The 23,372-nt window shown below is 69.8% G+C and carries 24 protein-coding genes; 17 read left to right on the top strand and 7 right to left on the bottom strand.

The window, feature by feature from the left end; all coding sequences use genetic code 11:
* Position 1 precedes the first annotated feature (1 nt).
* Positions 2–1,183 (bottom strand): zinc-dependent alcohol dehydrogenase, encoded by a 1,182-nt coding sequence (locus J2847_RS00495; RefSeq protein ID WP_209776232.1) that lies wholly within the window; start codon positions 1,181–1,183, stop codon positions 2–4.
* Positions 1,180–1,983, bottom strand: a complete 804-nt coding sequence (locus J2847_RS00490) for an SRPBCC family protein (RefSeq protein WP_209776231.1) — start codon at positions 1,981–1,983, stop codon at positions 1,180–1,182. The genes J2847_RS00495 and J2847_RS00490 overlap by 4 nt, the downstream gene beginning before the upstream one ends.
* Positions 1,984–2,223: 240 nt before the next feature.
* On the opposite strand from J2847_RS00490, the gene J2847_RS00485 reads away from it, so the two are divergent.
* The 14 genes from J2847_RS00485 (at position 2,224) to J2847_RS00420 (ending at position 15,303) form a co-directional block, all read left to right on the top strand.
* On the top strand, positions 2,224–2,583 hold the full coding sequence (locus J2847_RS00485) for a CidA/LrgA family protein (protein WP_209776229.1): 360 nt from the start codon (positions 2,224–2,226) through the stop codon (positions 2,581–2,583).
* A gap of 8 nt (positions 2,584–2,591) precedes the next feature.
* Complete coding sequence (locus tag J2847_RS00480) at positions 2,592–3,311, top strand: LrgB family protein (RefSeq protein WP_209776698.1); 720 nt, start codon at positions 2,592–2,594, stop codon at positions 3,309–3,311.
* A 396-nt stretch (positions 3,312–3,707) separates the two neighbouring features.
* Positions 3,708–5,378, top strand: a complete 1,671-nt coding sequence (leuA, locus tag J2847_RS00475) for a 2-isopropylmalate synthase (RefSeq protein WP_411800555.1) — start codon at positions 3,708–3,710, stop codon at positions 5,376–5,378.
* Between the two features lie 208 nt (positions 5,379–5,586).
* On the top strand, positions 5,587–6,573 hold the full coding sequence (gene rfaD / locus J2847_RS00470) for an ADP-glyceromanno-heptose 6-epimerase (RefSeq protein WP_209776226.1): 987 nt from the start codon (positions 5,587–5,589) through the stop codon (positions 6,571–6,573).
* A gap of 11 nt (positions 6,574–6,584) precedes the next feature.
* On the top strand, positions 6,585–7,397 hold the full coding sequence (lgt, locus tag J2847_RS00465) for a prolipoprotein diacylglyceryl transferase (protein WP_209776224.1): 813 nt from the start codon (positions 6,585–6,587) through the stop codon (positions 7,395–7,397).
* A complete protein-coding gene (locus J2847_RS00460; protein WP_209776223.1) occupies positions 7,394–8,572 on the top strand; it encodes a class I SAM-dependent methyltransferase in 1,179 nt (392 codons plus the stop codon). The genes lgt and J2847_RS00460 overlap by 4 nt, the downstream gene beginning before the upstream one ends.
* A 49-nt stretch (positions 8,573–8,621) precedes the next feature.
* Positions 8,622–9,389: a peptidoglycan editing factor PgeF gene (pgeF, locus tag J2847_RS00455; protein ID WP_209776221.1), complete on the top strand. Its 768-nt coding sequence runs from the start codon at positions 8,622–8,624 to the stop codon at positions 9,387–9,389.
* Between the two features lie 169 nt (positions 9,390–9,558).
* A complete protein-coding gene (locus tag J2847_RS00450) occupies positions 9,559–9,993 on the top strand; it encodes a bacteriohemerythrin (RefSeq protein ID WP_085556146.1) in 435 nt (144 codons plus the stop codon).
* Between the two features lie 197 nt (positions 9,994–10,190).
* Complete coding sequence (locus J2847_RS00445) at positions 10,191–11,129, top strand: ribose-phosphate pyrophosphokinase (protein WP_085556145.1); 939 nt, start codon at positions 10,191–10,193, stop codon at positions 11,127–11,129.
* A gap of 161 nt (positions 11,130–11,290) precedes the next feature.
* Positions 11,291–11,653 (top strand): hypothetical protein, encoded by a 363-nt coding sequence (locus J2847_RS00440; protein WP_209776219.1) that lies wholly within the window; start codon positions 11,291–11,293, stop codon positions 11,651–11,653.
* Between the two features lie 116 nt (positions 11,654–11,769).
* A complete protein-coding gene (locus J2847_RS00435; RefSeq protein WP_085556143.1) occupies positions 11,770–12,369 on the top strand; it encodes a 50S ribosomal protein L25/general stress protein Ctc in 600 nt (199 codons plus the stop codon).
* A gap of 90 nt (positions 12,370–12,459) precedes the next feature.
* Complete coding sequence (gene pth / locus J2847_RS00430) at positions 12,460–13,032, top strand: aminoacyl-tRNA hydrolase (RefSeq protein ID WP_209776218.1); 573 nt, start codon at positions 12,460–12,462, stop codon at positions 13,030–13,032.
* Between the two features lie 116 nt (positions 13,033–13,148).
* Positions 13,149–14,249 carry a redox-regulated ATPase YchF gene (gene ychF / locus J2847_RS00425; RefSeq protein WP_209776216.1) on the top strand — a complete coding sequence of 367 codons (1,101 nt, stop codon included), beginning with the start codon at positions 13,149–13,151 and terminating at the stop codon, positions 14,247–14,249.
* A 205-nt stretch (positions 14,250–14,454) separates the two neighbouring features.
* The gene (locus J2847_RS00420; RefSeq protein ID WP_209776215.1) at positions 14,455–15,303 is read left to right on the top strand and encodes a putative bifunctional diguanylate cyclase/phosphodiesterase; all 849 of its coding nucleotides are present in this window, start codon (positions 14,455–14,457) and stop codon (positions 15,301–15,303) included.
* Here the strand turns inward: J2847_RS00420 and J2847_RS00415 are convergent.
* Entirely contained in the window at positions 15,266–15,724 is a 459-nt protein-coding gene (locus tag J2847_RS00415; RefSeq protein WP_209776213.1) for an NUDIX hydrolase, read from the bottom strand. The two genes, J2847_RS00420 and J2847_RS00415, sit on opposite strands and share 38 nt — an antisense overlap.
* 88 nt (positions 15,725–15,812) lie before the next feature.
* On the opposite strand from J2847_RS00415, the gene J2847_RS00410 reads away from it, so the two are divergent.
* The 3 genes from J2847_RS00410 to J2847_RS00400 all read left to right on the top strand — a co-directional run bounded on the left by J2847_RS00410 (position 15,813) and on the right by J2847_RS00400 (position 18,522).
* On the top strand, positions 15,813–16,739 hold the full coding sequence (locus tag J2847_RS00410) for a LysR family transcriptional regulator (RefSeq protein ID WP_209776212.1): 927 nt from the start codon (positions 15,813–15,815) through the stop codon (positions 16,737–16,739).
* 102 nt (positions 16,740–16,841) lie between these two features.
* Positions 16,842–18,092 carry an MFS transporter gene (locus tag J2847_RS00405; RefSeq protein ID WP_209776210.1) on the top strand — a complete coding sequence of 417 codons (1,251 nt, stop codon included), beginning with the start codon at positions 16,842–16,844 and terminating at the stop codon, positions 18,090–18,092.
* A gap of 10 nt (positions 18,093–18,102) precedes the next feature.
* Positions 18,103–18,522 (top strand): hypothetical protein, encoded by a 420-nt coding sequence (locus tag J2847_RS00400; protein ID WP_209776208.1) that lies wholly within the window; start codon positions 18,103–18,105, stop codon positions 18,520–18,522.
* Between the two features lie 265 nt (positions 18,523–18,787).
* Here J2847_RS00400 and fldA read toward each other — a convergent pair whose 3' ends face one another.
* The 4 genes from fldA to J2847_RS00380 form a co-directional block, all read right to left on the bottom strand.
* Positions 18,788–19,270 (bottom strand): flavodoxin FldA, encoded by a 483-nt coding sequence (fldA, locus tag J2847_RS00395; RefSeq protein WP_209776207.1) that lies wholly within the window; start codon positions 19,268–19,270, stop codon positions 18,788–18,790.
* Between the two features lie 262 nt (positions 19,271–19,532).
* Complete coding sequence (gene phbB, locus J2847_RS00390) at positions 19,533–20,255, bottom strand: acetoacetyl-CoA reductase (RefSeq protein ID WP_209776204.1); 723 nt, start codon at positions 20,253–20,255, stop codon at positions 19,533–19,535.
* Positions 20,256–20,442: 187 nt separating this feature from the next.
* Positions 20,443–21,618 (bottom strand): acetyl-CoA C-acetyltransferase, encoded by a 1,176-nt coding sequence (locus tag J2847_RS00385; protein WP_209776202.1) that lies wholly within the window; start codon positions 21,616–21,618, stop codon positions 20,443–20,445.
* A 112-nt stretch (positions 21,619–21,730) separates the two neighbouring features.
* Entirely contained in the window at positions 21,731–22,987 is a 1,257-nt protein-coding gene (locus tag J2847_RS00380) for an alpha/beta fold hydrolase (protein ID WP_209776199.1), read from the bottom strand.
* Positions 22,988–23,372: the final 385 nt, after the last annotated feature.

Below are 23,372 nucleotides of genomic sequence, written 5' to 3'. Positions count from 1 at the left end.
CTCACGAATGCGGCGCGAAGACCACGCGCAGGCAGTCGTCGGCCTTCTCCTTGAACATGCGGTAGCCCCGCGGCCCGTCGTCGAGCGACCAGCGGTGCGTCATCAGGTAGGACGGGTCGAGTTCGCCCCTGGCGATGTGCCCGAACAGGCGCTCGGCGTAGCGCTGGCCGTTCTGCTGGCCCATGCGGAAGGTCAGCCCCTTGTTCATCGCCGCGCCCATCGGGAATTTGTCGATGACGCCGCCATAGACCCCGACGATCGACAGGGTGCCGCCCTTGCGGCAGCTCTCGATCATCTGGCGCAGCACGGCGGGCCGGTCGGTCTGCAAGCCGACCGCCTGCTTGGCGCGGTCGTACAGATCCTCCAGCGCGTTGGAGGGGCTGTCGGCCTCCATGCCCACCGCGTCGATGCAGACGTCGGGGCCGCGCCCGCCGGTCATCGCCTGGAGCGCGTCGAAGACGTCGGTCCGCGTGTAGTCCAGCGTCTCCGCCCCGGCCTTCATCTGGGCGGCGCGCAGCCGGTCGGGAACGCGGTCGATGCCGATCACCCGCTCGGCGCCCAGCAGATAGGCGCTGCGCATCGCCATCTGGCCAACGCCGCCGCAGCCCCACACCGCCACCACGTCGCCCGGCCTGATGCCGGCCATGTCGGCGGCCATGTAGCCGGTCGGCACCGCGTCGGACACGAAGACCGCCTGCTCGTCGCTCACCCCCTCCGGCACGCGGAAGCCGTTGAAGTCGGCGTAGGGGACGCGGATGTATTCGGCGTGGCTGCCGGCATAGCCGCCGAAGGCGTGGCTGTAGCCGAAGATGCCGGCGCCGCAATGGCCGTAGGCGGCGCGGGCGTAATCCGGCTTCGGGTTGGAGTTGTCGCACAGCGAGGAGTCGCCGTGCCGGCAATGGCCGCACTGGCCGCAGCCGATGATCGACACGGTGACGATGCGGTCGCCCCGGTTGAGGTGGCGGACCTCCGGCCCCTTCTCGACGATCTCGCCGAGGAACTCATGGCCGATGATGTCGCCGGGCTGCATGGTCGGCACATAGCCGCCCAGCAGATGCAGGTCGGAGCCGCAGACCGAGGACAGCGACACCTTGACGATCACGTCGTGCGGGTTGACCAGCACGGGATCGGGCACGCGCTCCACCCGCAGGTCGTTCACCCCGTTCCAGCACAGCGCCCTCATCGCGTGCCCTCCTCCCGGCCGGCGGGGCCGAGCCCGCGTTCGCCGTGCGGCTGGCGCTCCAGGGTGGACAGCTCGCCGGTCTCGATGCGCTGCTTCAGGCGGCGCAACGCCTCCTCGCCCTGGCGGTCGGGGGCGAGACCCAGCAGCTGGGCGACGTCGCTCGGCGGGTGGCGGTGGACCAGGGTCAGCCGCACCTCGGTCCCACGGTCGCCCGGCGCCGGCTTCAGCATCAGCGAGGCGCGGTGCGGCAGCGGAGTCTCGCCCGCCGTGTGCCAGGTCAGCAGCGCGTTCTCGTCGTCGCGGTCGAGCACGGCGCGCCAGCGCAGCGGCTCGCCGTCGACGCCCCTGGCGATCCAGTGGCTTTCCGTCGCCGACAGCACGTCGACACGGTCGAGCCACGGCATCAGCTTCGGCAGGTTCGCGAAGTTGCGCCAGAAGCGGTACACGGTCTCCGCCGGGGCGGCGATGGTGACGACGGCCTGGGTGCGCTCCGGCGTGCGGTGCGGGCGCCGGCGGGCCGGGGCGCCGCCCCGCCGCATCGCCGCGAGCCCCGCCTCCAGCGGTCGGCCGGCGGCGACGGCCCCAACGGCACCGGCCCCAACGGCACCGGCCAGGAACAGCCCGGCACCGACCGCGCCGAGCGCCATGCCGCCCCAGCCGCCGCGCCGCGCGCCCAGCAGCCCCAGCGCCGTTCCGCCCATCATCGCGGCCCAGCGCCCCGCCATCCCGGCCTGGCCAGTTCCGGGCGGCACCAGCCGGCCGGCCGATCGGTTCCACGCCTCCAGACTGTTCGACGCCATTCCCCTCTCCCTCGTCAAGGACACCCCCAAGGGGCATCCGCGCTTGCGCATCCGGACATGAGAACAGCCGGGCTGCGGCTTCGTTTCCCGGTTCCGGCCGGCTTCGGTGGAACGCCCGAGCCGGCCCGCCGCGAGCCGCATGGCTGACCGGGGCGACGAGCGGTGCAACGCGCCGTGCTGCGGTGCAATAGTCCCACCTTCACGCACAGCCCGACCGAAAGCCCTTTCCGGAGCCCGCCCATGCTTGGAACCCTCACCATCCTGCTGCTCTGCCAGTTGGCGGGGGAGCTGATCGCCCGCCTCCTGCATCTGCCGGTTCCGGGTCCGGTCCTCGGCATGCTGCTCCTCTTCGCCGGGCTGCTGCTGCGCGGCGGCGTTCCGCGCGCGGTGCAGGACACGGCCGGCGGCATCCTGCGCCACCTGTCGCTGCTGTTCATCCCGGCCGGGGTCGGCGTCATGACCCACATGGAGCGGCTGGGTTCCGAGGCGCTGCCCATCGCCGTCGCCCTGTTCGGCAGCACGCTGTTCGGCGTCGCCGTCACCGCCAAGTTGATGGCCGCCCTGCTGCGCCGCGGCACCGACGGGGAGACGCGGCCGTGAACGCCGGGCTGAACGCCGACCTGCGCGAAATCTGGGTCTACCTGTCGGCCAGCCCGCTCGCCGGGCTGACGCTGACGCTGGTCGCCTATCAGGCGGGGCTGTGGGTGTTCGAGCGCTTCGGCCGGCGGCCGGTGCTGAATCCGGTGCTGATCGCCGTGCTGCTGATCACCGGGGCGCTGACCCTGTCGGGGATCGATTACCGCACCTATTTCGACGGCGCGCAGTTCGTGCATTTCCTGTTGGGGCCGGCGACGGTGGCGCTGGCGGTGCCGCTCCACAACCAGTTCAACCAGGTCCGCCGCTCCGCCCTGGCGATGCTGGTGGCGCTGCTGGTCGGGTCCACCGCCTCGGCGCTGAGCGCCGTGGCGCTGGCCTGGGCCTTCGGCGGCTCGATGGCGACGATGCTGTCGATGGCGCCGAAGTCGGTGACCTCCCCCATCGCCATGGGCGTGTCGGAGCAGATCGGCGGCCTGCCCTCGCTGACCGCCGTCTTCGTCATCATCACAGGCATCATCGCCGCCACCTTCGGCACCTGGGTGCTGAACCTCGTGCGGGTGAAGGACTGGCGCGCGCGCGGCTTCGGCATGGGGGTGGCGGCCCACGGCATCGGCACCGCCCGCGCGCTCCAGGTCAACGAGGTGGCCGGCGCCTTCGCCGGGCTGGGCATGGGGCTGAACGGGCTGGCGACGGCGCTGCTGCTGCCGGCGCTGTATCATCTTTTCCGGTGATGGTTGGCGGCGTCCGCAATCCGGCGCTTGACAGCGATGCCGTGCCTACGCACAGTGCGCGCCATGACCTGCATCGACCGCACGACCGCTCTCCTTCTTACGTACCCGGCGCTCTGAAGCGTCCGGGTAAGCGCGTTCGTCCTCCTGCCGTCACTGGTCGAAGTTCCACCACATCATGAGCGATCATCGCACCCGCTCCGCCCGGCCGAGGCCGGGGCTGCGACTTAGCAACGGTCGTTGAGCCACACCCGGCGGCTCGACGGCCGTACCATCGCCGGCCCCCACCTTTTCCGCGAAGACGCCCCGTCGATCCGAACCGCAAGACAGCGATCCGGGGCACCACAGGAGCCAGACGCCATCATGACCGCCACCACCGCCTTCGTTGCCGCGCCCTCCATTCAGGCCAAGTCCGCCGACAAGTACACTCCCTTCCCGCCCGTGCAGCTGACCGACCGCCAATGGCCGTCGCGCGTGCTGGACAAGGCGCCGATGTGGTGCTCGGTCGACCTGCGCGACGGCAACCAGGCGCTGATCGAGCCGATGGGCCCGGACCGCAAGCGCGCCATGTTCGACACGCTGCTGCGCATGGGCTTCAAGGAGATCGAGGTCGGCTTCCCGGCCGCCTCGCAGACCGATTTCGACTTCTGCCGCGAGATCATCGACGGCAACAAGATCCCCGACGGCGTGACCATCCAGGTGCTGACCCAGGCCCGCGAGGAGCTGATCCGCCGCACCTTCGAGGGCATCAAGGGCGCCAAGCGCGCCATCGTCCACCTGTACAACTCGACCTCCGAGCTGCAACGCCGCGTCGTCTTCGGCATGGACCGCCAGGGCATCGTCGACATCGCCGTCCAGGGCGCCAGGCTGATCAAGACGCTGGCCGACGAGACGCCGGAGACCGAGATCGTCCTGCAATACTCGCCGGAAAGCTTCACCGGCACCGAGCTGGACTTCGCGGTCGAGATCTGCGAGGCGGTGATGGAGGTCTGGCAGCCGACGCCCGAGCGCAAGATCATCCTGAATCTGCCCTCGACCGTCGAGATGTCGATGCCGAACGTCCACGCCGACCAGATCGAATGGTTCTGCAAGACGATGAAGAACCGCGAGTGCGCGATCATCTCGCTGCACCCGCACAACGACCGCGGCACCGGCGTCGCGGCGGCCGAGCTGGGCCTGCTGGCCGGCGCCGACCGCGTCGAGGGCACGCTGTTCGGCAACGGCGAGCGCACCGGCAACGTCGACGTGGTGACGCTGGCGCTGAACATGTTCACCCAGGGCGTCGATCCGGGTCTGGCGATCGACGACATCAACGAGATCGTCCGCGTCTCGGAATACTGCACGCAGCTGCCGGTCCACCCGCGCCACCCCTACGCCGGCGAGCTGGTCTTCACCGCCTTCTCCGGCTCGCACCAGGACGCGATCAACAAGGGGCTGAAGGCGCTGTCCAAGTCCAACACCGGCAAGTGGGAAGTCCCCTACCTGCCGATCGACCCGCAGGATCTGGGCCGCAGCTACGAGGCGGTGATCCGCATCAACAGCCAGTCGGGCAAGGGCGGCATCGCCTATGTGCTGGAGAAGGACTACGGGCTGCAAATCCCGCGCCGCCTCCAGATCGAGTTCTCCAAGGTCGTCCAGCGCGTCGCCGACGAGACCGGCAAGGAGCTGTCGCCGACCAACATCCACGCCGCCTTCAAGGCCGAGTATCTGGACGCCGACAAGCCGCTGGCCCTGATCGAGCATTCGACCGAGCCGCGCGGCCCCAACTCCGGCCCGCGCGTGCTGAACGCGGTGGTGGAGCGCGACGGCAAGGTCTCGACCATCAAGGGCTCGGGCAAGGGTCCGATCGACGCCTTCGTCGACGCGCTGCGCCAGGGCTGCGGGCTGGACCTGCATGTGCTGGACTACCGCGAGCACGCCATCGGCGAGGGCGAGGACGCCCAGGCCTGTGCCTATGTCGAGGTCAAGACCGGCGACGACCGCACCCTGTTCGGCGTCGGCATCGACGCCGACATCGTGACGGCCTCGCTGCGGGCGCTGGTCAGCGCGGCCAACCGGTCGGTCCGGTAATCAAGCACACGAGCCCCCATCCCGACCTTCCCCCGCTGGGCGGGGGAAGGGGACAGGAGCCTTGTCGGCGTTCGGCGGCAGTCCCCTCCCCCGCCCAGCGGGGGAGGTAAGGGTGGGGGCACGCGGAGCGACCACTTCCCCACAACCTTGCCCCCACGCCACGCCCCGCCTATAAGTCCGGCAGCGTCAAGCAACAGCGGACAGCGGCATGATCGTGGTCACCGGCGGGGCCGGCTTCATCGGCTCCAACCTCGTCGCGGCGCTGGCGGCGCGCGGCATCGTCGACGTCGCGGTGGTCGACCGCTTCCGCGACGGCGAGAAATGGCAGAACCTCGCCAAGCGCGAGGTCGCCACCCTGGTCGCCCCCGAGAACACGCTGGCCTTCCTCGACCAGCACGCCGCCGAGATCGACACGATCTTCCACCTCGGCGCCATCTCCGCCACCACCGAGCGCGACGTCGACAAGATCGTCGCCAACAACGTCGCGCTGACGCTGGATCTCTGGCGCTGGTGCGCGTGGCGCGGCTGCCGGCTGATCTACGCCTCCTCCGCCGCGACCTACGGCGACGGTTCGGCCGGCTTCGACGACGACGGCTCCAGCGAGGCGCTGGCGAGGCTGCGCCCGCTCAACGCCTATGGCTGGTCCAAGCACCTGATCGACCGGCACGTCGCCCGCGCCGTCGCCAGCGCCGACCTGACGCCGCCGCAATGGGCCGGGCTGAAGTTCTTCAACGTCTACGGCCCGAACGAGGCCCACAAGGGCGACATGATGAGCGTCGTCGCCAAGCTGCATCCCCAGCTTGCCGCCGGCCAGCCCGCGCGCCTGTTCAAGTCGCACAAGGACGGTTTCGAGGACGGCGGCCAACTGCGCGACTTCATCTTCGTCGACGATTGCGTGGCGGTCATGCTGTGGCTGCACGACCACCCGGAGGTCAGCGGCCTGTTCAACGTCGGCACCGGAAAGGCCCGCAGCTTCAAGGATCTGGCGCTGGCGACCTTCGAAGCACTCGGGCAGGCTCCCCGAGTGGAGTACTTCGACATGCCCGAGCATCTGCGCGGCAAATACCAATATTTCACGCAAGCGAAGACGGAGCGTCTGCGCGCCGCCGGGTTCGACCAGCCCTTCACCGAGCTGGAAGAGGGGGTCCGGCGCTACGTGCAGGATTTCCTGTCCCGCCCCGACCCGTACCGCTGAGCGGAGATTTCATGCTGGCCATCCCGTTTCCCGCCATCGACCCGGTCGCCCTCGCCGTCGGGCCGGTCGTCATCCGCTGGTACGCGCTGGCCTATCTGGCCGGCTTCGTGCTGGGCTGGCGCTACTGCCTGCGGCTGGCCCGGCTCGACGCCGACAGCCGGCCGACGCCGGAGGATTTCGACGATTTCCTGACCTGGGCGGTGATCGGCACCATCCTGGGCGGCCGGCTGGGCTACGTGCTGTTCTACAATCTGCCCTACTACGCGGCGAACCCGCTGGACGCGCTCCAGGTCTGGCACGGCGGCATGTCGTTCCACGGCGGCATGATCGGCGTGCTGCTGGCCATCGCGCTGTTCTGCTGGCGGCGGACGATCTCCGCCTTCGTCTTCGGCGACATCGTCGCCGCCTGCGCGCCGATCGGCCTGTTCTTCGGCCGCATCGCCAACTTCATCAACGGCGAGCTGTACGGCCGCCCGGCGCCGGACTTCGCCTGGGCGATGGTGTTCCCGCGCGACCCGCTCCAGGTGCCGCGCCACCCCAGCCAGCTCTACGAGGCGGCGCTGGAAGGGCTGGTCCTCTTCATCATCCTCGCCATCGCCATGCACACGCCGGCCGTCCGCCGCCGTCCCGGCACGGTGGGCGGGCTGTTCTTCATCGGCTACGGCCTGTCGCGCATCATCGTCGAATTCTTCCGCGAGCCCGACCCGCAGTTGGGCTTCCTGTTCGCCGGGGCCACCATGGGCCAGCTGCTGTCGCTGCCGATGGTCGCCATCGGGCTGTGGCTGGTGCTGCGCGGCGGGCGGCGGACGGCGCTGCCGGCATGACCGGGGGCGAAATCGAAGAAAGGGGCGGCGACACGCTCGCCCGGCTGCTGGCCCGCCGCATCGTCGTGGACGGTCCGCTCAGCGTCGGCGCCTTCATGGCCGAGGCGCTGGGCCACCCCCGCTTCGGCTACTACACGCGCCAGGACCCGTTCGGCGCCGGCGGCGATTTCACCACCGCGCCGGAAATCAGCCAGATGTTCGGCGAGCTGGTCGGGCTGTGGTGCGTGGACACATGGGCGCGGCTCGGCGGCCCCACCCCCTTCCATCTGGTCGAGCTGGGTCCCGGACGCGGCACCCTGATGCGCGACGCGCTGCGCGCCGCCGCCGTGGTGCCGGCCTTCGTGGAAGGCGCCATCGTCCATCTGGTCGAGACCAGCCCGACGCTGCGCGCCCGCCAGCGCGAGACGCTGGGCGACTCCGTCGCCGTCCACTGGCACGACCGGCTGGAGGAGGTTCCCGAGGGCCCCACCCTGCTGATCGCCAACGAGTTCTTCGACGCGCTGCCGATCCGTCAGGTGCAGAAGACCAGCCACGGCTGGTTCGAACGCCTGATCGACCTCGATCCGGCGGAAGGCCCGGCCGCGACGCAGGAGGCGCCGCGCTTCCGCTTCGTGCTGGAGGCGTTCGGCAGCTCCGGCAGCCGGCTGGTGCCCGGGCCCCTGCGCGACACCGCCCCGGAGGGCAGCGTCGTCGAGGTCTCCCCCGCCTCGCTCTCCGTCGCCGGGGCCATCGGGGCACGGCTGGCCGCCCACCCCGGCGCGGCGCTGATCGTCGATTACGGCTACGCCCACGGGCCTGCGGTGGGCGACACGCTCCAGGCGCTGCGCCGCCACGCCTACGCCCCGGCGCTCGACGATCCCGGCGAGGCCGACCTGACCGCGCATGTCGATTTCGCCGCGCTCGCCGCCGCCGCCAGGGCCGCCGGGGCCGACGCCTTCGGCACGGTGGACCAGGGGGAATGGCTGGAGCGGCTCGGCATCCGCCAGCGCGCCGCCATGCTCTCCGCCAAGGCCACCCCCGCGCAGGCCGCCGACATCCGCTCCGCGCTCGGCCGCTTGATCGGACCGGAGCAAATGGGCACGCTGTTCAAGGCGCTTGCGCTCACCACGCCCGGAGTCTTCAGCGGGGGCACCGCCCCCGCCGGCTTCGAGCCCGCGCAGGCACAAACCGAGTAAGGGTCCGAACCAATCGGATCCGGGACAGAGACAGGGAAGGACGGCGTTCGTGATCACACTCGGCGCGCTGAACGACATCACCCACATCCGCCACGCCTTTTTCACCCGCAGCGGCGGCGTCTCCACCGGCCTCTACGCCTCGCTGAACTGCGGGCTCGGCTCCTCCGACGCACCGGCCGCCGTGCATGAGAACCGCGCCCGCGCCGCCGCGCGGATGGAGGTGCCGTCCAGCCACCTCGTCACCTGCCACCAGATCCACAGCCCGACCTGCGTCGTGGTCGAGGAGCCGTGGACTCCGGAGACCGCGCCGAAGGCCGACGCCATGGCGACCCGCCAGACGGGGATCGCGCTCGGCATCCTGACCGCCGACTGCGCCCCGGTGCTGCTGGCCGACACCAAGGCCCGCGTCATCGGCGCGGCGCACGCCGGCTGGAAGGGCGCCAAGGGCGGTGTGCTGGAGGCGACCGTCGCCCGCATGATCGAGCTGGGGGCCAAGCCCAACCGCATCGTCGCCTGCATCGGTCCCTGCATCGCCCAGCGTTCCTACGAGGTCGGGCCGGAATTCCCCGCCCCCTTCCTGGAGGAGGACGAGCGCAACCGCGACTATTTCGCCCCGGCCCGCCGCGACGGCCATTTCCTGTTCGACCTGCCGGCCTACGTCACCCGCCGGCTGGGCGACGCCGGGGTCGCGGTGATCCAGCGCTGCCCCAACGACACGGTGGCCGAGGAGGACCGTTTCTTCAGCTACCGCCGCTCCTGCCTGAAGGGCGAGTCGGATTACGGGCGCGGCCTGTCCTCCATCGTCCTCCAGGGCTGAACCCTCCCCCAGGGGTTGATCTTGTCGCCGCCGGCCGCCCGCCGACCGGTGGGTGCTTCGGGCCGCCGATCGTTTATGACGAAAGTCTTCGGCCTTTGACGCGATTGCGGCCGGACGACGTTCGCGCGATGATTCGGTGGCGAAAGGGCGAAAACCGGGAGGCCGTGGCATGCTGGAATGGCGCGACACGATGAGCATCGACCGGGGCGCGCTCGACGACGACCACCACCGGCTGAACGAACTGATCCGCCATTTCGTCGCCCTGCCCGGCGAAGAGGAGCAGCGCCCCCGCGCCATCGCCCTGCTGGAACGGCTGCGCGCCCTCGCCTTCCGCCATTTCGAGCAGGAGGAACGGGTGCAGGCGGCAATCCGCTACCCGCTGCTCGCCGACCACCGGTCGCAGCACCGCCGGCTGGTCCTGCTGCTCGACGACATCATCGCCCAGGTCGACGAACGGGAATCGGCCTTCGCCTTCGGCTACGCCAAGGAAAAGGCCGACCACCTGCTGCCCTTCTGGTTCCTCGACCATTTCACCCGCGGCGACCTGCCGCTGAAGACCCATCTCGCGAAGATTCCAGGACTCGTCTGCGCGCCCGTCCGATGATCCGCCGCGGCAACCGGCGGGCTCCGACGGCCATGCCACCGGCGCAGGTCGGGTTTCCCCATCCGGGTCGGCCCCGGCGTCATGGAACGTTTACATAGGCACGCCCCTTTGTTATGGTCCGCCCCGTTTTCAAGGGGCGACGGCGCGGCAGCGGCGGGCGCACTTGAGCCGTTTCCCTGCAAAGAGAGCCGACTCCGATGAAGGTGCTTGCCGGCAACAGCAACCGTCCGCTGGCCGAGGCGATCTCCACCTGTCTGGGCGTCCCGCTGACCAAGGCCAGCGTGCGTCGCTTCTCCGACATGGAGGTGTTCGTCGAGATCCTGGAGAACGTGCGCGGCGAGGACGTGTTCGTCGTCCAGTCGACCTCGTTCCCGGCCAACGACAACCTGATGGAACTGCTGGTGACGATCGACGCCCTGCGTCGCGGGTCGGCCCGGCGCATCACGGCGGTCATCCCCTACTACGGCTACGCCCGCCAGGATCGCAAGACCGGCCCGCGCACGCCGATCTCCGCCAAGCTGGTCGCCAACCTGATCACCCAGGCCGGCGCCAACCGCGTGCTGACGATGGACCTGCACGCCGGCCAGATCCAGGGCTTCTTCGACATTCCGACCGACAACCTGATGGCCGCGCCGGTGTTCGAGAAGGACATCCGCCAGTCCTTCGCCGAGCATGTCGGCGAGGTCACCATCGTGTCGCCGGACGTCGGCGGCGTGGTGCGCGCCCGCGCGCTGGCCAAGCGGCTCGACGCCGACCTCGCCATCATCGACAAGCGGCGCGAGCGCGCCGGCGTGTCGGAGGTGATGAACATCATCGGCGACGCCCAGGGGCGCCACTGCATCCTGATCGACGACATCGTCGATTCGGGCGGCACGCTGTGCAACGCCGCCGTGGCGCTGATGGAGGCCGGGGCCAAGTCGGTGCACGCCTACTGCACCCACGGCGTGCTGTCCGGCGGGGCCGTCGCCCGCGTCGCGGTGTCGCCGCTGGAGAAGCTGGTCACCACCGACAGCATCCAGGCGACCGAGGCGGTGCGCGTGTCGCGCAACACCCGCCAGCTCACCATCGCCCCGCTGATCGCCGAGGCCATCGCCCGCATCAGCGAGGAGCGCTCGGTGTCGAGCCTGTTCTCGTAAGACAGCACCTAAGGCTCGCAAGAGTTCGACCCTTTCCGTCGCCGGACGGAAAGGGTCGTTTTGTTTCATCCCGTGAAATCCGTCGCAAAACTGCGATTGTGTGGATGACAATCGGCTCCGGGGCTGTTCATCGGTTGAACAGTACAGCGGGAGGGGTCGTCATGCGCTTCAGGTTTCTTGCCGTCACGGCGCTCGCCGGCTCGATCGCGCTGTCGGGTTGCGCCGGCAACAACGGATCGGACGACACGGGGACAGCGCTGCTGATCGGCGCCGCCGTGGTCGGGCTTGGCGTGCTGGCCGCCACCGCGTCGGACGACAACGACAACGATTACGACCGCCGCCGCTACGCGTCGTCGGGCCGCCACCACCACGACTCCCATGGTGGCCGCAACTCCTACCAGGACCGGCGCTACGCCAACAACGGGCGCTGCGACGACCCGGGTTACCGCACCTCCAACGGCGGACGGGCGGAGCGCGGCACCGACGAACGCGACTGCCGCCGCTACGGCGACGGGCGGAAATAGGCTTCATGCCCGCCGGACCACTCCCTGCTTGACGCCACGGCCCCTTGCGGCTATGACCCGCCCCACAGCGTCGGCACCCCTGGAGGCCGGCGCCCTTTTCGTTTTGGAGCATCGTCATGACCAAGATCATTCCGCTCGGCGCCGAAGGGCGCGAACGGGCCGGCAAGGGGACCGCCCGCCAAACCCGTCGTGACGGCCGCATTCCGGCCGTCATCTACGGTGGCAAGCAGGCTCCCGTCACCATCTCGCTCGAGAAGTTCGAGTTCACCCGCGTCCTGCACCAGCCGGGCTTCTTCACGCACCTGTTCGACGTGACCGTCGACGGCGCCGCCCACCGCGTGCTGCCGCGCGACGTGCAGTTCCACCCGGTGACCGACGTGCCCCTGCATGTCGACTTCCTGCGCGTCACCAGCGACACCCGCATCGTCGTGCATGTCCCGGTCGAGTTCGTCGCCCAGGACAAGTCGCCCGGCCTGAAGCGCGGCGGCGTGCTGAACATCGTCCGCCACGAGCTGGACCTGGAATGCCCGGCCGACAACATCCCGGAGAGCATCCAGGTGTCGTGCGAGGGCTTCGACGTCGGCGCCTCGATCCACATCTCGGCGGTGACCCTGCCGGAGGGTGTCGTCTCGGCGATCACCGACCGCGATTTCACCATCGCGACGATCGTCGCCCCGTCGGGCCTGAAGTCCGAGGAGGCCGAGGCCACCGCCTGAGCGGTCGCGCTTCGATGACGTGTTCGGCGGGGGGCTTCGGCCCCCCGCTTCGTTTGTGCAAAGGGATTTTGTGGTCGAGAGGGTGACGCGATGCTGCTGCTGGTCGGCTTGGGCAACCCGGGGTCCGAATACGCGCGCAACCGCCACAACATCGGCTTCATGGCGGCCGAGGCGATCGCCCGCCGCTACAACTTCTCCCCCTGGAGGAAGCGCTTCCAGGGTGTGACCGCCGAGGGCACCGTCGCCGGCGACAAGGTACTGGCGCTGGAACCGGGCACCTTCATGAACCTGTCCGGCCAGTCGGTGGTGGCCGCGCTGCAATTCTTCAAGCTGAAGCCCGAGAACGTCGTCGTCATCCACGACGAGCTGGATTTGCCGCCCGGCAAGATGCGGGTGAAGAAGGGCGGCGGCCATGGCGGGCACAACGGCCTGCGCTCCATCGACAGCCACATCGGCAAGGACTACTGGCGCATCCGGCTCGGCATCGGCCATCCCGGCAACAAGGATCTGGTCAGCGGCTATGTGCTGCACGACTTCGCCAAGGCCGACCAGAGCTGGGTCGAGCCGCTGATCGACGCCGTCGCCGACCATCTGCCGCTGATCGTCGAGGGCCAGCCCGAGCTGTTCATGAACAAGGTGACGGTGGCGACCCAGGGCCGGTAAGCCAGGACGGTGAGGCCCGCCGGGGCGCCCTCCCCCACTTCGCGTTTGCGCTTTGGCGGCTCCCGTAGGATAAAGCGGCTCGATTCCAGAATTTTCCGACGGCGAGCACCCAACCCATGGGCTTCAATTGCGGCATCGTCGGCCTGCCGAACGTCGGCAAGTCGACCCTGTTCAACGCGCTGACCGCCACCCAGGCGGCCGAGGCGGCGAATTTTCCCTTCTGCACCAAGGAGCCGAACGTCGGCCGCGTCGGCGTGCCCGACCCGCGGCTCGACAGGCTGGCCGTCATCGCCAAGTCGCAGAAGACCGTGCCGACCCAGTTGGAGTTCGTCGACATCGCCGGCCTGATCCGCGGCGCCTCGAAGGGTGAGGGGCTGGGCAACCAGTTCCTCGCCAACATCCGCGAGGTCGACGCCATCATCCATGTGCTGCGCTGCTTCGAGGACGACGACATCACCCACGTCGAGGGCGACGTCAACCCGCTGCGCGACGCCGAGGTGGTCGAGACCGAGCTGATGCTCGCCGACATGGAAAGCCTGGAGCGCCAGCTCAACAGCCTCCAGAAGAAGGCCAAGGGCGGCGACAAGGACAGCAAGGTCAAGGCCGACCTGATGGAGCGCGCGCTGAAGGTCCTCCAGGACGGCAAGCCGGCCCGCGTGGTCGAGCTGGCCGAGGACGAGAAGTTCGTCTTCAAGCAGTTCATGCTGCTGACCGACAAGCCGGTGCTCTACGTCTGCAACGTCGAGGAGGCGTCGGCCGCCACCGGCAACGCCTTCACCGCCAAGGTCGCCGAGAAGGCCAAGGCCGAGAACGCCGAGTTCGTCGTCATCTCCGCCGCCATCGAGTCCGAGGTCGCCCAGCTTTCCGACCCGGCCGAGAAGGCCGAGTTCCTGGAATCGATGGGGCTGGAGGAAACCGGCCTGAACCGGCTGATCCGCGCCGGCTTCAAGCTGCTCGACCTCATCACCTTCTTCACCGTCGGCCCGAAGGAGGCGCGCGCCTGGACCGTGCGCCGCCACGCCAAGGCCCCCGAGGCCGCCGGCGTCATCCACACCGACTTCGAGCGCGGCTTCATCCGCGCCGAGACCATCGACTACGACAGCTACGTCACGCTGGGCGGCGAGCAGGGCGCCAAGGACGCCGGCAAGATGCGCCAGGAAGGCAAGGAGTACGTCGTGCAGGACGGCGACATCTTCCACTTCCGCTTCAACGTCTGACCCGATCGAACGGGTAATGATCGGCAAAAGGCCGGCGCCTCCAGAGGGGGCGTCGGCCTTTTTCTTGTCACCGTCTTCGGCATCGTTAATCCTTTCGCAACTAAATCAAATCCGCCAAGCTCTTTCGCGACATGGTTAACGATCCCGCTTTTCTGGTGTTATGGCGGAGACCGGCAACGTTCGCCGGCCTGTTCAAGAGGGGCACATGGCGGCAAGCAACAAGGCGGCCCAAGGCGGCGAGCAACAAGGCGGAACGGCGGCCCTCCCCGACGACGGCTTCGCCGACCGCATCCGCGACGCCATCGCCCATGGCGAGCTGTCGCTGGCCTATCAGCCGCAGGCCGACGTCGAGACCGGGCGGCTGACCGGCTTCGAAGCGCTGGCGCGCTGGCGTCTGGCCGACGGCACGATGATCCCGCCCGACGTCTTCGTTCCGATGGCCGAGGCGGGCGACGCCATCCATGTGCTGGGCGAATGGGCGTTGCGCAGCGCCTGCGAAACGGCGGCCGGCTGGATGGACGCCGGCCTCGCCGACGTGCCGGTGGCGGTGAACCTGTCGGCCCGCCAGCTCGACGACCCCTCCTTCGCCCGCCACGCGCTGCGCGTCCTGGCCGAGACCGGATTGCCCGCCGCCAACCTGAAGCTGGAGCTGACCGAGACCGCCCTGTTCGACCAGAGCGTCCAGGCGCGCGAGACGCTGATGCAGGTGCGCGGCGCCGGCATCCGGCTGGTGCTCGACGATTTCGGGACCGGCTATTCCTCGCTGGCGTTGCTGCGCCGGGTGCCGGTGGAGACGTTGAAGATCGACAAGCAGTTCATCCAGCCGATGGTCGAGGACCGCGACGCCGCCGCCATCGTCCAGGCGGTGATCGCCATGGCCCACGCCCTGGGGATGACCGTCGTCGCCGAGGGGGTCGAGACGCCCGAGCAGCGGCTGTTCCTCCAGGCCTACCGCTGCGACCGCATGCAGGGCTACTGGCTGTCGCGCCCGCTGGCGGTGGACGACGTGCCGGACTTCATCCGGCGGAACGCCGGGCCGCCGCCAGCAGGATGACCCGGCGGGTCTCGTCCCACTCGGTCAGCGCCCCGGCCTCGTCGGGGGTCGCCCAGCGGGCCTCCAGCGCGTCGTCGGCGCAGACCGGCTCGCCCTCGGCGCTTTCCGCCGACACTTCGACCAGGGTGTAGTGGTAGTGGACCCGGCCCTCGGCGTCGGGGGTGATGGCGTCCACCACGGTGATGACTTCCGTCGGAATGACCACCAGCCCGGTTTCCTCCAGCACCTCGCGGGCGGCGGTCTCGAACACGGTCTCGCCGAGCGACTGGGCGCCGCCCGGCAAAGCCCACTGGCCGAGCCGGGGCGCCCTGCCGCGCCGGATCAGCAGCACCCGGTCGCCCCGCCACACCACGACCCCCACCCCCACCCACGGACGGTCGGGGTACTCGCGGCTGGAGCGCTCGGCGGGGGAATTGGTCATGCTGCGACTCCTTCGTGTTGCTTGACCGGCAGGCTACCGCAGTCCGACACTTGGACACCAGCCGCCAACCCCGGTCCGATCGCCCGCCATGAAGCTCAACGAGATCCGCACCTTCGTCACGGTGGCCGAGGCCCAGTCGGTGCAGGAGGCCGGCAACCGGCTCGGCCTCACCCAGTCGGCGGTGTCGCGGCTGATCCAGCGGCTGGAGGCCGAGCTGGGCGTCACCCTGTTCGACCGGCAGACCAAGCCGCTGGCCCTGACCCGCGACGGCGAGGTGGCGTTGGCCCACGCCCGGCGCATCCTGGGAGCCGCCACCGACTTCTCCGACGCCTTCGCCGGCTCGGTCGAGCCGCGCGGGCTGCTGCGGCTCGGCGTGTCGCATGTGCTGGTGCCGCTGGCCGCCGGACGGCCGCTCGACGAGCTGCGCGCCGCCTTTCCCGGCCTGACCGTGCGCATCCATTCCGACTGGAGCGCCCCGCTGACCGAGCAGGTGCGGACCGGCGTTCTGGACGGCGCGGTGATGCTGCTGGGCGACGGGCAGGCGCCGCCCGAGGATCTGCCGGCCCGCCGCCTGAGCCGCGAGGAGGTCAGCGTCATCGCCTCCGCCGAGCAGGCCGCCGCCGGCCCCTGGAGCCTGTCGGACATGAACGCCGCCGGCTGGGTGCTGCAACCGGACGGCTGCAAGTACCGCAACGCCCTGGGGCTGGCGCTGGCGCCGCTGGGCGCCCGGCCGAACGTGATGGTCGAGGCCTTCGACCAGACGCTGCTGGTGTCGCTGGTGGCGCGCGGGGTCGGCTTCGGGTTGGCGCCGCTGCGGCTGATCGCTCCGGTCGACGCCGCCGCCGCGCTGCGGATCCGGCCGGTCACGGTGCCCGACTTCCGCTTCGGCGTCGCGGTGTGGCTGGTTCGGGCGCGCGTCACCGGCCGCATCGGCCCGGTGTTCGACCGGCTGGAGGACAGCCTGACGCGGCAGCTCACGGCATCGCCGGCCGGGGTGCATTCCGCCGCGGAATGACCCGCTTGCCGATTATGAATTTGTCGGATTGTTGCCACTCACCTATCGTCCATCCCTGACCAGCGGGGCGGCCCCATCCCGCCGCTCCCCAAGGAGGGACCCTTGACCACCACCACCCCGACGCAGCCGGCGCCATCCTGGCGCACGCCGGCCCTCATCGTCGTCTGCGGCTGCCTGATCTCGATGCTGGCCTTCGGTCCGCGGTCGAGCGTCGGCCTGTTCATCGGTCCGCTGTCGGAGACGCGCGGCTGGGGCCGCGATGTCTTCGCCCTGGCGATCGCCATCCAAAATCTCCTGTGGGGGGCCGGCGGGCCCTTCGCCGGGGCGCTGACCGACCGCTACGGCCCCGCCCCGGTGCTGGCCAGCGGCGCGGTGCTCTACGCCGCCGGGCTGGCGCTGATGCCCTACGCCACCACACACATCGAGCTTTACCTGACGGCCGGCGTGCTGATCGGGCTCGGGCTGTCGGGAGCGTCCTTCGGCATCATCATCGCCGGCTTCACCCGGCTGCTGCCGCCCGAGAAGCGGAGCTGGTCGGTCGGCCTCGCCACCGCCGCCGGATCGCTCGGGCAGTTCCTGTTCGCGCCGCTGAGCCAGGCCTTCATCGCCGGATTCGGCTGGCAGACCGCGCTGCTGCTGCTCGCCGCCTCGATGCTGCTGGCGGTCGGGCTGGCCAGCGTCTTCCCCGGACCGCGCGCCTCCACCGCCAGCGCGCCCGCGGTGACCGGGGCCGACATCGGCTTCGTCGCGGCGGTGCGGCAGGCGTTCCAGCACCGCAGCTACGTGCTGCTGGTCTCCGGCTTCTTCGTCTGCGGCTTCCAGCTCGCCTTCATCACCACCCACCTGCCGCCCTACCTGACCGCCGCCGGCATCAGTCCGACGCTGGCCGCCTGGGCGCTGGCGCTGATCGGCCTGTTCAACGTCATCGGCTCCTACAGCTCCGGCGTGCTCGCCGGCAAGGTCAGCAAGCGCTATCTGCTGTGCGCGAACTACTTCTCGCGCGGCATCGCCACGGCGGTCTTCGTGCTGCTGCCGGTCACCCCGGTGACGGTCGTCGCCTACTCCGCCGTGATGGGGCTGCTGTGGCTGTCCACCGTGCCGCCGACCTCCGGGCTGGTCGCGCTGATGTTCGGCACCCGCTACATGGGCACGCTGTACGGCTTCGCCTTCTTCAGCCATCAGGTCGGCGGCTTCCTCGGCGTCTGGCTGGGCGGCGTGCTGTACGAGCGGACCGGCTCCTACGACGTGGTCTGGTGGCTGGGCGTGGCGCTGGCGATGTTCGCCACCATCGTCCATTGGCCGATCACGGAAAAGCCCGCCCCGTCGCTGGCGGCCAGCGAGGCGAAGGCGTAAGCTTCCTTCCATGACCGGCACCCCTCCCCCCCCTTCCCCGCCCGGCTTCGGCCCCCCGGGCTTCGGCCACGGGCTGGCCGCCGCCTTCTTCGCGGTGGTGCTGGCGGTGTGGGCGGCGGCGATGGGGCTGTCGCTGCGACAGGCGGCGCTGCCGGAGGAGACCGACGGGCTGATGCTGGCGGTCTTCCATCCCGGCACCAGCGAGGCGGACGCTTTTTCCGCCATGGTGCGCGCGGGCGGACAGCCGGTGCGCACCACATGGCTCGGCTTCGCCTATGTGGCGCGCGGGCTGGAACCGGGTTATGTCGGCCGGCTGAAGGCCGAGGGCGCGTTGGCCGCCTTCGGGGAACTGCCGGTCGGCCCGACGCTGGGCGGCTGCGTGGCGATGCCGGTGGACGTGGCGAAGATCGCCGCGACGAAGCTGCAATAGCGGCCACTCGGCCGACCCGGCACATTTCCCGATACGTCCTGACCGTGCTTGTCCCGGTCATCCACGTGGAAATCTGAGACTTGCCCGTGGATGCCCGTGCCAAGCACGGGCATGACGTGGTTGGCTGGGAATCACCCCTTACGAAACACCGCCACAGCCGGCGCAGCGCCCGCCCGTCGCCATGGCGAGGACGCGGATGAGCAGGCACCCCTCTCCCTCTTGCATTCGCAGAGGTGGCGCGCGAAGAACCGCATCGTCGCCGGGTTTAGGTCAGACCGCCAATCCATGCCGTGATCCGCTTGTCGGATTTGGAGGATTGGCTGTCCTGGTCGAGGGCGAGGCCGACGAAACGCCCGTCGCGTTCCGCCGCCGAGGCCGAATAGTCATAGCCGTCCGTGTCGGTGAAGCCGACGACGACGGCGCCCTGCGCGACGACGTGGTCGTAAAGGATGCCCATGGCGTCGACGAAGGACTCCGGATAGTTCACCTGGTCGCCGGTGCCGAACAGCGCGACCTTCCTGTTGGTCAGGTCGGCCGACTTCAGCGTGTCGAGGTTCGCCTCCCAGTCGGATTGCAGGTCGCCGTTGCCGTAGGTCGGGGCGCCGAGGATCAGCAGGTCGCAGCCTTCGAAATCGGCGGTCGTCGCCTCCTTGATGTCCAGCGCCTTGCCCTGGATCTTCTTGGCGATGCGGGAGGCGACCTGCTTGGTGGCGCCGGAATCGGATCCGTAGATGACGGTGATGCTCATGCCTTGCTCTCGATGGACAGGGGTTGTCGGCGGATGCGCCGCACCGGCGGGACGGCCGGGCTTCGGAGCGGCGCCAGCACAAAGACCATACTGAAAATAAGAGTTATTCGCAATATAGTCCTTACGAAAAATAAGGATACCCCCCGTCGCTCCGCACGCGCCTCCCCCGCCGACGCAAAGAAAAAGCCCCTCCCCCGCCGACGCGGGAGAGGGGCCGCCAGATCGCGTGCCGCAGCGGTCCTTGCGGAACCGCCGGACGGGATCAGTACATGTGCTGGCCGCCGTTGACCGACAGGGTCGAGCCGGTCATGAAGCCATTGTCGTCGTCGACCAGATACAACACCGCCTTGGCGATCTCCGAGGCGCGGCCGAGGCGGCCGACCGGGATGCGGGCGACGATCTTCTCCAGCACGTTGGCCGGAACCGCCCGCACCATGTCGGTGTCGATGTAGCCGGGAGCGATGGCGTTCACCGTGATGCCCTTGGCGGCGCTTTCCTGCGCCAGGGCCTTGGTGAAGCCGTGGATGCCCGACTTGGCGGCGGCGTAGTTGACCTGACCGTACTGGCCGGCCTGCCCGTTGACCGAACCGATGTTGACGATGCGGCCGAAGCCGCGCTCGCGCATCCCGTCGATGACGTTGCGGCACATGTTGAAGCAGGAGGACAGGTTGGTGTGGATCACCGCCTCCCACTGCTCGTAGGTCATGCGGTGCATCACGCCGTCGCGGGTGATGCCGGCGTTGTTGATCAGCACGTCGACCGGACCGAGGTCGGCCGAGATCCTGGCGATGCCCTCCTTGCAGGCGTCGAAGTTCGAAACGTCGAACTTGTAGGCCGGAATGCCGGTGCGCGCGGTGAATTCCTTCGCCGCGTCATCGTTGCCGGCGTAATTGGCGGCCACCGAGTAACCGGCGTTCTTCAGAGCGACGGCGACGGCTTCACCGATGCCGCGGGTGCCACCCGTGACGACTGCAACACGAGCCATTGTTGTTCTCCCCAGTTGAAATTGTGCTTTGGTTGGTTGTCTTTTTTGTTCTTGGTCCTGTCCGCGCCGGTGGGCCGTCACGGACGGTCCATGGCAGGCGATCCATCACGCCCCAAAGCCGGCGCGGGGTGGACCGCCGCCCCGAAGGCTCCGGAGAACCCGGCGGGGCGGCGGTCCGTGCTCGTCCTCAGTCGCGCTGGACGCAGAGGGCGACGCCCATGCCGCCGCCGATGCACAGCGTGGCGAGGCCCTTCTTGGCGTCGCGCTTCTCCATCTCATAGAGCAGGGTGGTCAGCACGCGGGCGCCCGAGGCGCCGACCGGGTGGCCGAGGGCGATGGCGCCGCCGTTGACGTTCACCTTGCTGACGTCCCAGCCGAGGTCCTTGTTGACCGACAGGGCCTGCGCGGCGAAGGCCTCGTTCGCCTCGATCAGGTCGAGGTCGGCGACGGTCCAGCCGGCCTTCTCCAGCGCCTTGCGCGAGGCCGGGATCGGGCCGGTGCCCATGATCGACGGATCGACGCCGGCGGTCGCCCAGGAGACGATGCGGGCGAGCGGCTTGACGCCGCGCTTGGCGGCGTTCTCGGCGCTCATCAGCACCAGGGCGGCGGCGCCGTCGTTGATGCCCGAGGCGTTGCCGGCGGTGACGGTGCCCTCCTTCGAGAAGGCCGGGCGCAGCTTGCCCAGCGATTCCGCCGTCGTGCCGTGCTTCGGATACTCGTCGTCAGCGACGACGACGTCGCCCTTGCGGCCCTTGATGGTGACCGGAACGATCTCGTCCTTGAAGCGGCCGGACTTCTGGGCGGCCTCGGCCTTCTGCTGCGACGACGCGGCGAAGGCGTCCTGCTCCTCGCGGGTCAGCTGCCACTTCTGGGCGATGTTCTCGGCCGTGGTGCCCATGTGGTAGCCCTTGAAGGCGTCGGTCAGACCGTCCTTCAGCATGCTGTCCAGCATCTCCGCCGGGCCCATCTTGGTGCCGTTGCGCAGGTGCATGACGTGCGGGGCCTGGCTCATGCTCTCCTGGCCGCCGACGACCATGACCTCGGCGTCGCCGTTCTTGATCGCTTGGTAGCCGAGCGCCACGGCGCGCAGGCCGGAGCCGCAGAGCTGGTTGATGCCGAAGGCGGTCGCCTCCACCGGGATGCCGGCGTTGACGGCGGCCTGGCGGGCCGGGTTCTGGCCTTGGCCGGCCGTCAGGATCTGACCCAGGATGACCTCATCCACCTCCGCCGCGTCGGTCTTGGCGCGGGCGAGCGCCTCACGGATGGCGACCTCGCCCAGGACATGGGCGGGAACGGCGCTCAGCGCGCCGTTGAAGCTGCCGATGGGCGTGCGCGCGGCACCGGCAATGACAACCTCGGTCATGATAACGCTCCTCGATATGAGACGGTTTTATTATGGCGTTGGAGGGACGCTTGGAGTGAAGACAGCTTAGGACGTACAACCCGTCCAATGCAAGGCGCCCGAAGGAGAGCGGCTATCCTGTCGCAGCGAGCCATTCGGCCAGCGGTTTCCATACTCCCGTCTGCGCTCCGGCGCTGACCACCATGCCGATATGTCCGAGGGGCGGAACAATCATTTGCGCGTTGGGTATGACTTTTGGCAGAGCCATCGCCGACGCCGGCGGCACGATGCGGTCCTTCTCCGGAATCAGCGCCAGGGTCGGCACCCGGATGCGGGCCGGGTCGACCGGCAGCCCGCCGACCAGCCAGTTGCCCGCCGCGGTGTCGTTGCGCCCGTACCAGCCGGCCAGCGCGTCGCGCGCCACGGCGGCGACCAGCGGCACGCCGTCGTTCAGCCAGTCCTCCAGCGCGACGAAGGCCTCGGCGGCGCGGCTGTCCGGGGCCATGCGGGCGAACTGGGTGAACTTCTTCAGGGCCAGCAGCGGGTCGAGCTGGGCGAACAGCGCCTGGAGCGCGTCGGTCGGCAGTTCCCCCCAGCGCTCCAGCAGCGGGCCGTAGGGCTGGAAGAAGGCGGCGGCGCGGCGCGCGGTCGCGGCGTCCTCGGCGTGGAAGTCCCAGGGGGTGGCGAGCAGCACCAGCCCGGCGACCGATTTCGGCCGGCGCAGGGCCAGCGCGGTGGTCAGCAGCCCGCCCATGCAGTAGCCGACGACGGGGACCGCCCGCCCGCTCTCCTCGACCACGGCGTCGAGCGCGCGCTCCAGCCGCCCGGCGATGTAGTCGGTCAGGCTGTAGCGGCGCTCCAGCGGCCCCGGCGTTCCCCAATCGACCAGCAGCGGCCGGAAGCCCTGCCCGGCTATCCAGCGCATCAGGCTCTTGCCCGGCGACAGGTCGAGGATGTAGTGGCGGTTGACCAGCGAGGGCACGAACAGCACCGGACGCCCGGCCCCGTGGCCGTAGTCGAGCAGCCGCGTGGCGCCCTCCGTCCACAGGACCGGCGGGTCGGCGAGGTCGCGGCGGTAGGGATGGTGGCGGTAGCGCTCGACACCGGTCAGGAAGGCGTCGATCCGCCGCCGCGTCTCGCGGTCGACCGCCCGCCGCAGCCCCTCAGCGCTGTTGGGTGCGCCGTCGGCCCGGCGCTCGGCCAGGGCGATCTGCCGGCGCAGATCCTCCGCCCGCGGGCCCAGCGGCGGCTTCCATGGCAGCAAGCCGCTCCTCAAGAGCGGCAATCCGGCGGAGGAGCTGAGCAGCGTCGCCATCACCAGGTTCAGGTGCAGCCCGAGCGGCCGCGGGCCGCGCCGCGGCGGTGTCCCGTCCCCCCGGAGCGCCGTCATCGGCGGGTTCCCTGGAGGAGGCGGTTCCCTCGGGAGCGGTCTGGCCCGACGGGGCGGGGCGGGAGGCGGTCTGCGGCCATGCGTGGTACGGCGCTGGGTTGACGGGCGGATTCGGATCCCAACCGGTTCCGGGCATCCCGGACGCGGTGAAACCCGCCGGCCCGAAGGCGAAAGGCGCCAGCGCCGCCGCCCCCTGCCCCATCATCTGGAACAGCCGCGCCATCATGTCCGCCGTCTCGGGATCGGCGACGGTCGCCGACCATTGATCCTGCCAGAGGTCGAGATAGCGGCGCGCCAGCGTGTCCAGGGACGGAGGGTCGGAGTCGAGCGGGTCGGCCATGACCATCAGTATAGGCAATGGGGCATCCGCTTGACCAGCGCCGCA

The organism is Azospirillum agricola (genome assembly GCF_017876095.1).
GTDB lineage: Bacteria > Pseudomonadota > Alphaproteobacteria > Azospirillales > Azospirillaceae > Azospirillum > Azospirillum agricola.
The sequence above is the reverse complement of the archived record's forward strand: the minus strand, read 5'-3'. Positions and strand labels throughout refer to the sequence as shown.

Excerpts from the sequence above, each read along its gene's own strand:
- J2847_RS00495 (WP_209776232.1), bottom strand. The coding sequence starts at position 1,183 with ATGAGGGCGCTGTGCTGGAACGGGGTGAACGACCTGCGGGTGGAGCGC.
- J2847_RS00490 (WP_209776231.1), bottom strand. The coding sequence starts at position 1,983 with ATGGCGTCGAACAGTCTGGAGGCGTGGAACCGATCGGCCGGCCGGCTG.
- J2847_RS00485 (WP_209776229.1), top strand. The coding sequence starts at position 2,224 with ATGCTTGGAACCCTCACCATCCTGCTGCTCTGCCAGTTGGCGGGGGAG.
- rfaD (WP_209776226.1), top strand. The coding sequence starts at position 5,587 with ATGATCGTGGTCACCGGCGGGGCCGGCTTCATCGGCTCCAACCTCGTC.
- lgt (WP_209776224.1), top strand. The coding sequence starts at position 6,585 with ATGCTGGCCATCCCGTTTCCCGCCATCGACCCGGTCGCCCTCGCCGTC.
- J2847_RS00460 (WP_209776223.1), top strand. The coding sequence starts at position 7,394 with ATGACCGGGGGCGAAATCGAAGAAAGGGGCGGCGACACGCTCGCCCGG.
- J2847_RS00450 (WP_085556146.1), top strand. The coding sequence starts at position 9,559 with ATGCTGGAATGGCGCGACACGATGAGCATCGACCGGGGCGCGCTCGAC.
- J2847_RS00445 (WP_085556145.1), top strand. The coding sequence starts at position 10,191 with ATGAAGGTGCTTGCCGGCAACAGCAACCGTCCGCTGGCCGAGGCGATC.
- J2847_RS00440 (WP_209776219.1), top strand. The coding sequence starts at position 11,291 with ATGCGCTTCAGGTTTCTTGCCGTCACGGCGCTCGCCGGCTCGATCGCG.
- J2847_RS00435 (WP_085556143.1), top strand. The coding sequence starts at position 11,770 with ATGACCAAGATCATTCCGCTCGGCGCCGAAGGGCGCGAACGGGCCGGC.
- pth (WP_209776218.1), top strand. The coding sequence starts at position 12,460 with ATGCTGCTGCTGGTCGGCTTGGGCAACCCGGGGTCCGAATACGCGCGC.
- ychF (WP_209776216.1), top strand. The coding sequence starts at position 13,149 with ATGGGCTTCAATTGCGGCATCGTCGGCCTGCCGAACGTCGGCAAGTCG.
- J2847_RS00420 (WP_209776215.1), top strand. The coding sequence starts at position 14,455 with ATGGCGGCAAGCAACAAGGCGGCCCAAGGCGGCGAGCAACAAGGCGGA.
- J2847_RS00415 (WP_209776213.1), bottom strand. The coding sequence starts at position 15,724 with ATGACCAATTCCCCCGCCGAGCGCTCCAGCCGCGAGTACCCCGACCGT.
- J2847_RS00410 (WP_209776212.1), top strand. The coding sequence starts at position 15,813 with ATGAAGCTCAACGAGATCCGCACCTTCGTCACGGTGGCCGAGGCCCAG.
- J2847_RS00400 (WP_209776208.1), top strand. The coding sequence starts at position 18,103 with ATGACCGGCACCCCTCCCCCCCCTTCCCCGCCCGGCTTCGGCCCCCCG.
- fldA (WP_209776207.1), bottom strand. The coding sequence starts at position 19,270 with ATGAGCATCACCGTCATCTACGGATCCGATTCCGGCGCCACCAAGCAG.
- phbB (WP_209776204.1), bottom strand. The coding sequence starts at position 20,255 with ATGGCTCGTGTTGCAGTCGTCACGGGTGGCACCCGCGGCATCGGTGAA.
- J2847_RS00385 (WP_209776202.1), bottom strand. The coding sequence starts at position 21,618 with ATGACCGAGGTTGTCATTGCCGGTGCCGCGCGCACGCCCATCGGCAGC.
- J2847_RS00380 (WP_209776199.1), bottom strand. The coding sequence starts at position 22,987 with ATGACGGCGCTCCGGGGGGACGGGACACCGCCGCGGCGCGGCCCGCGG.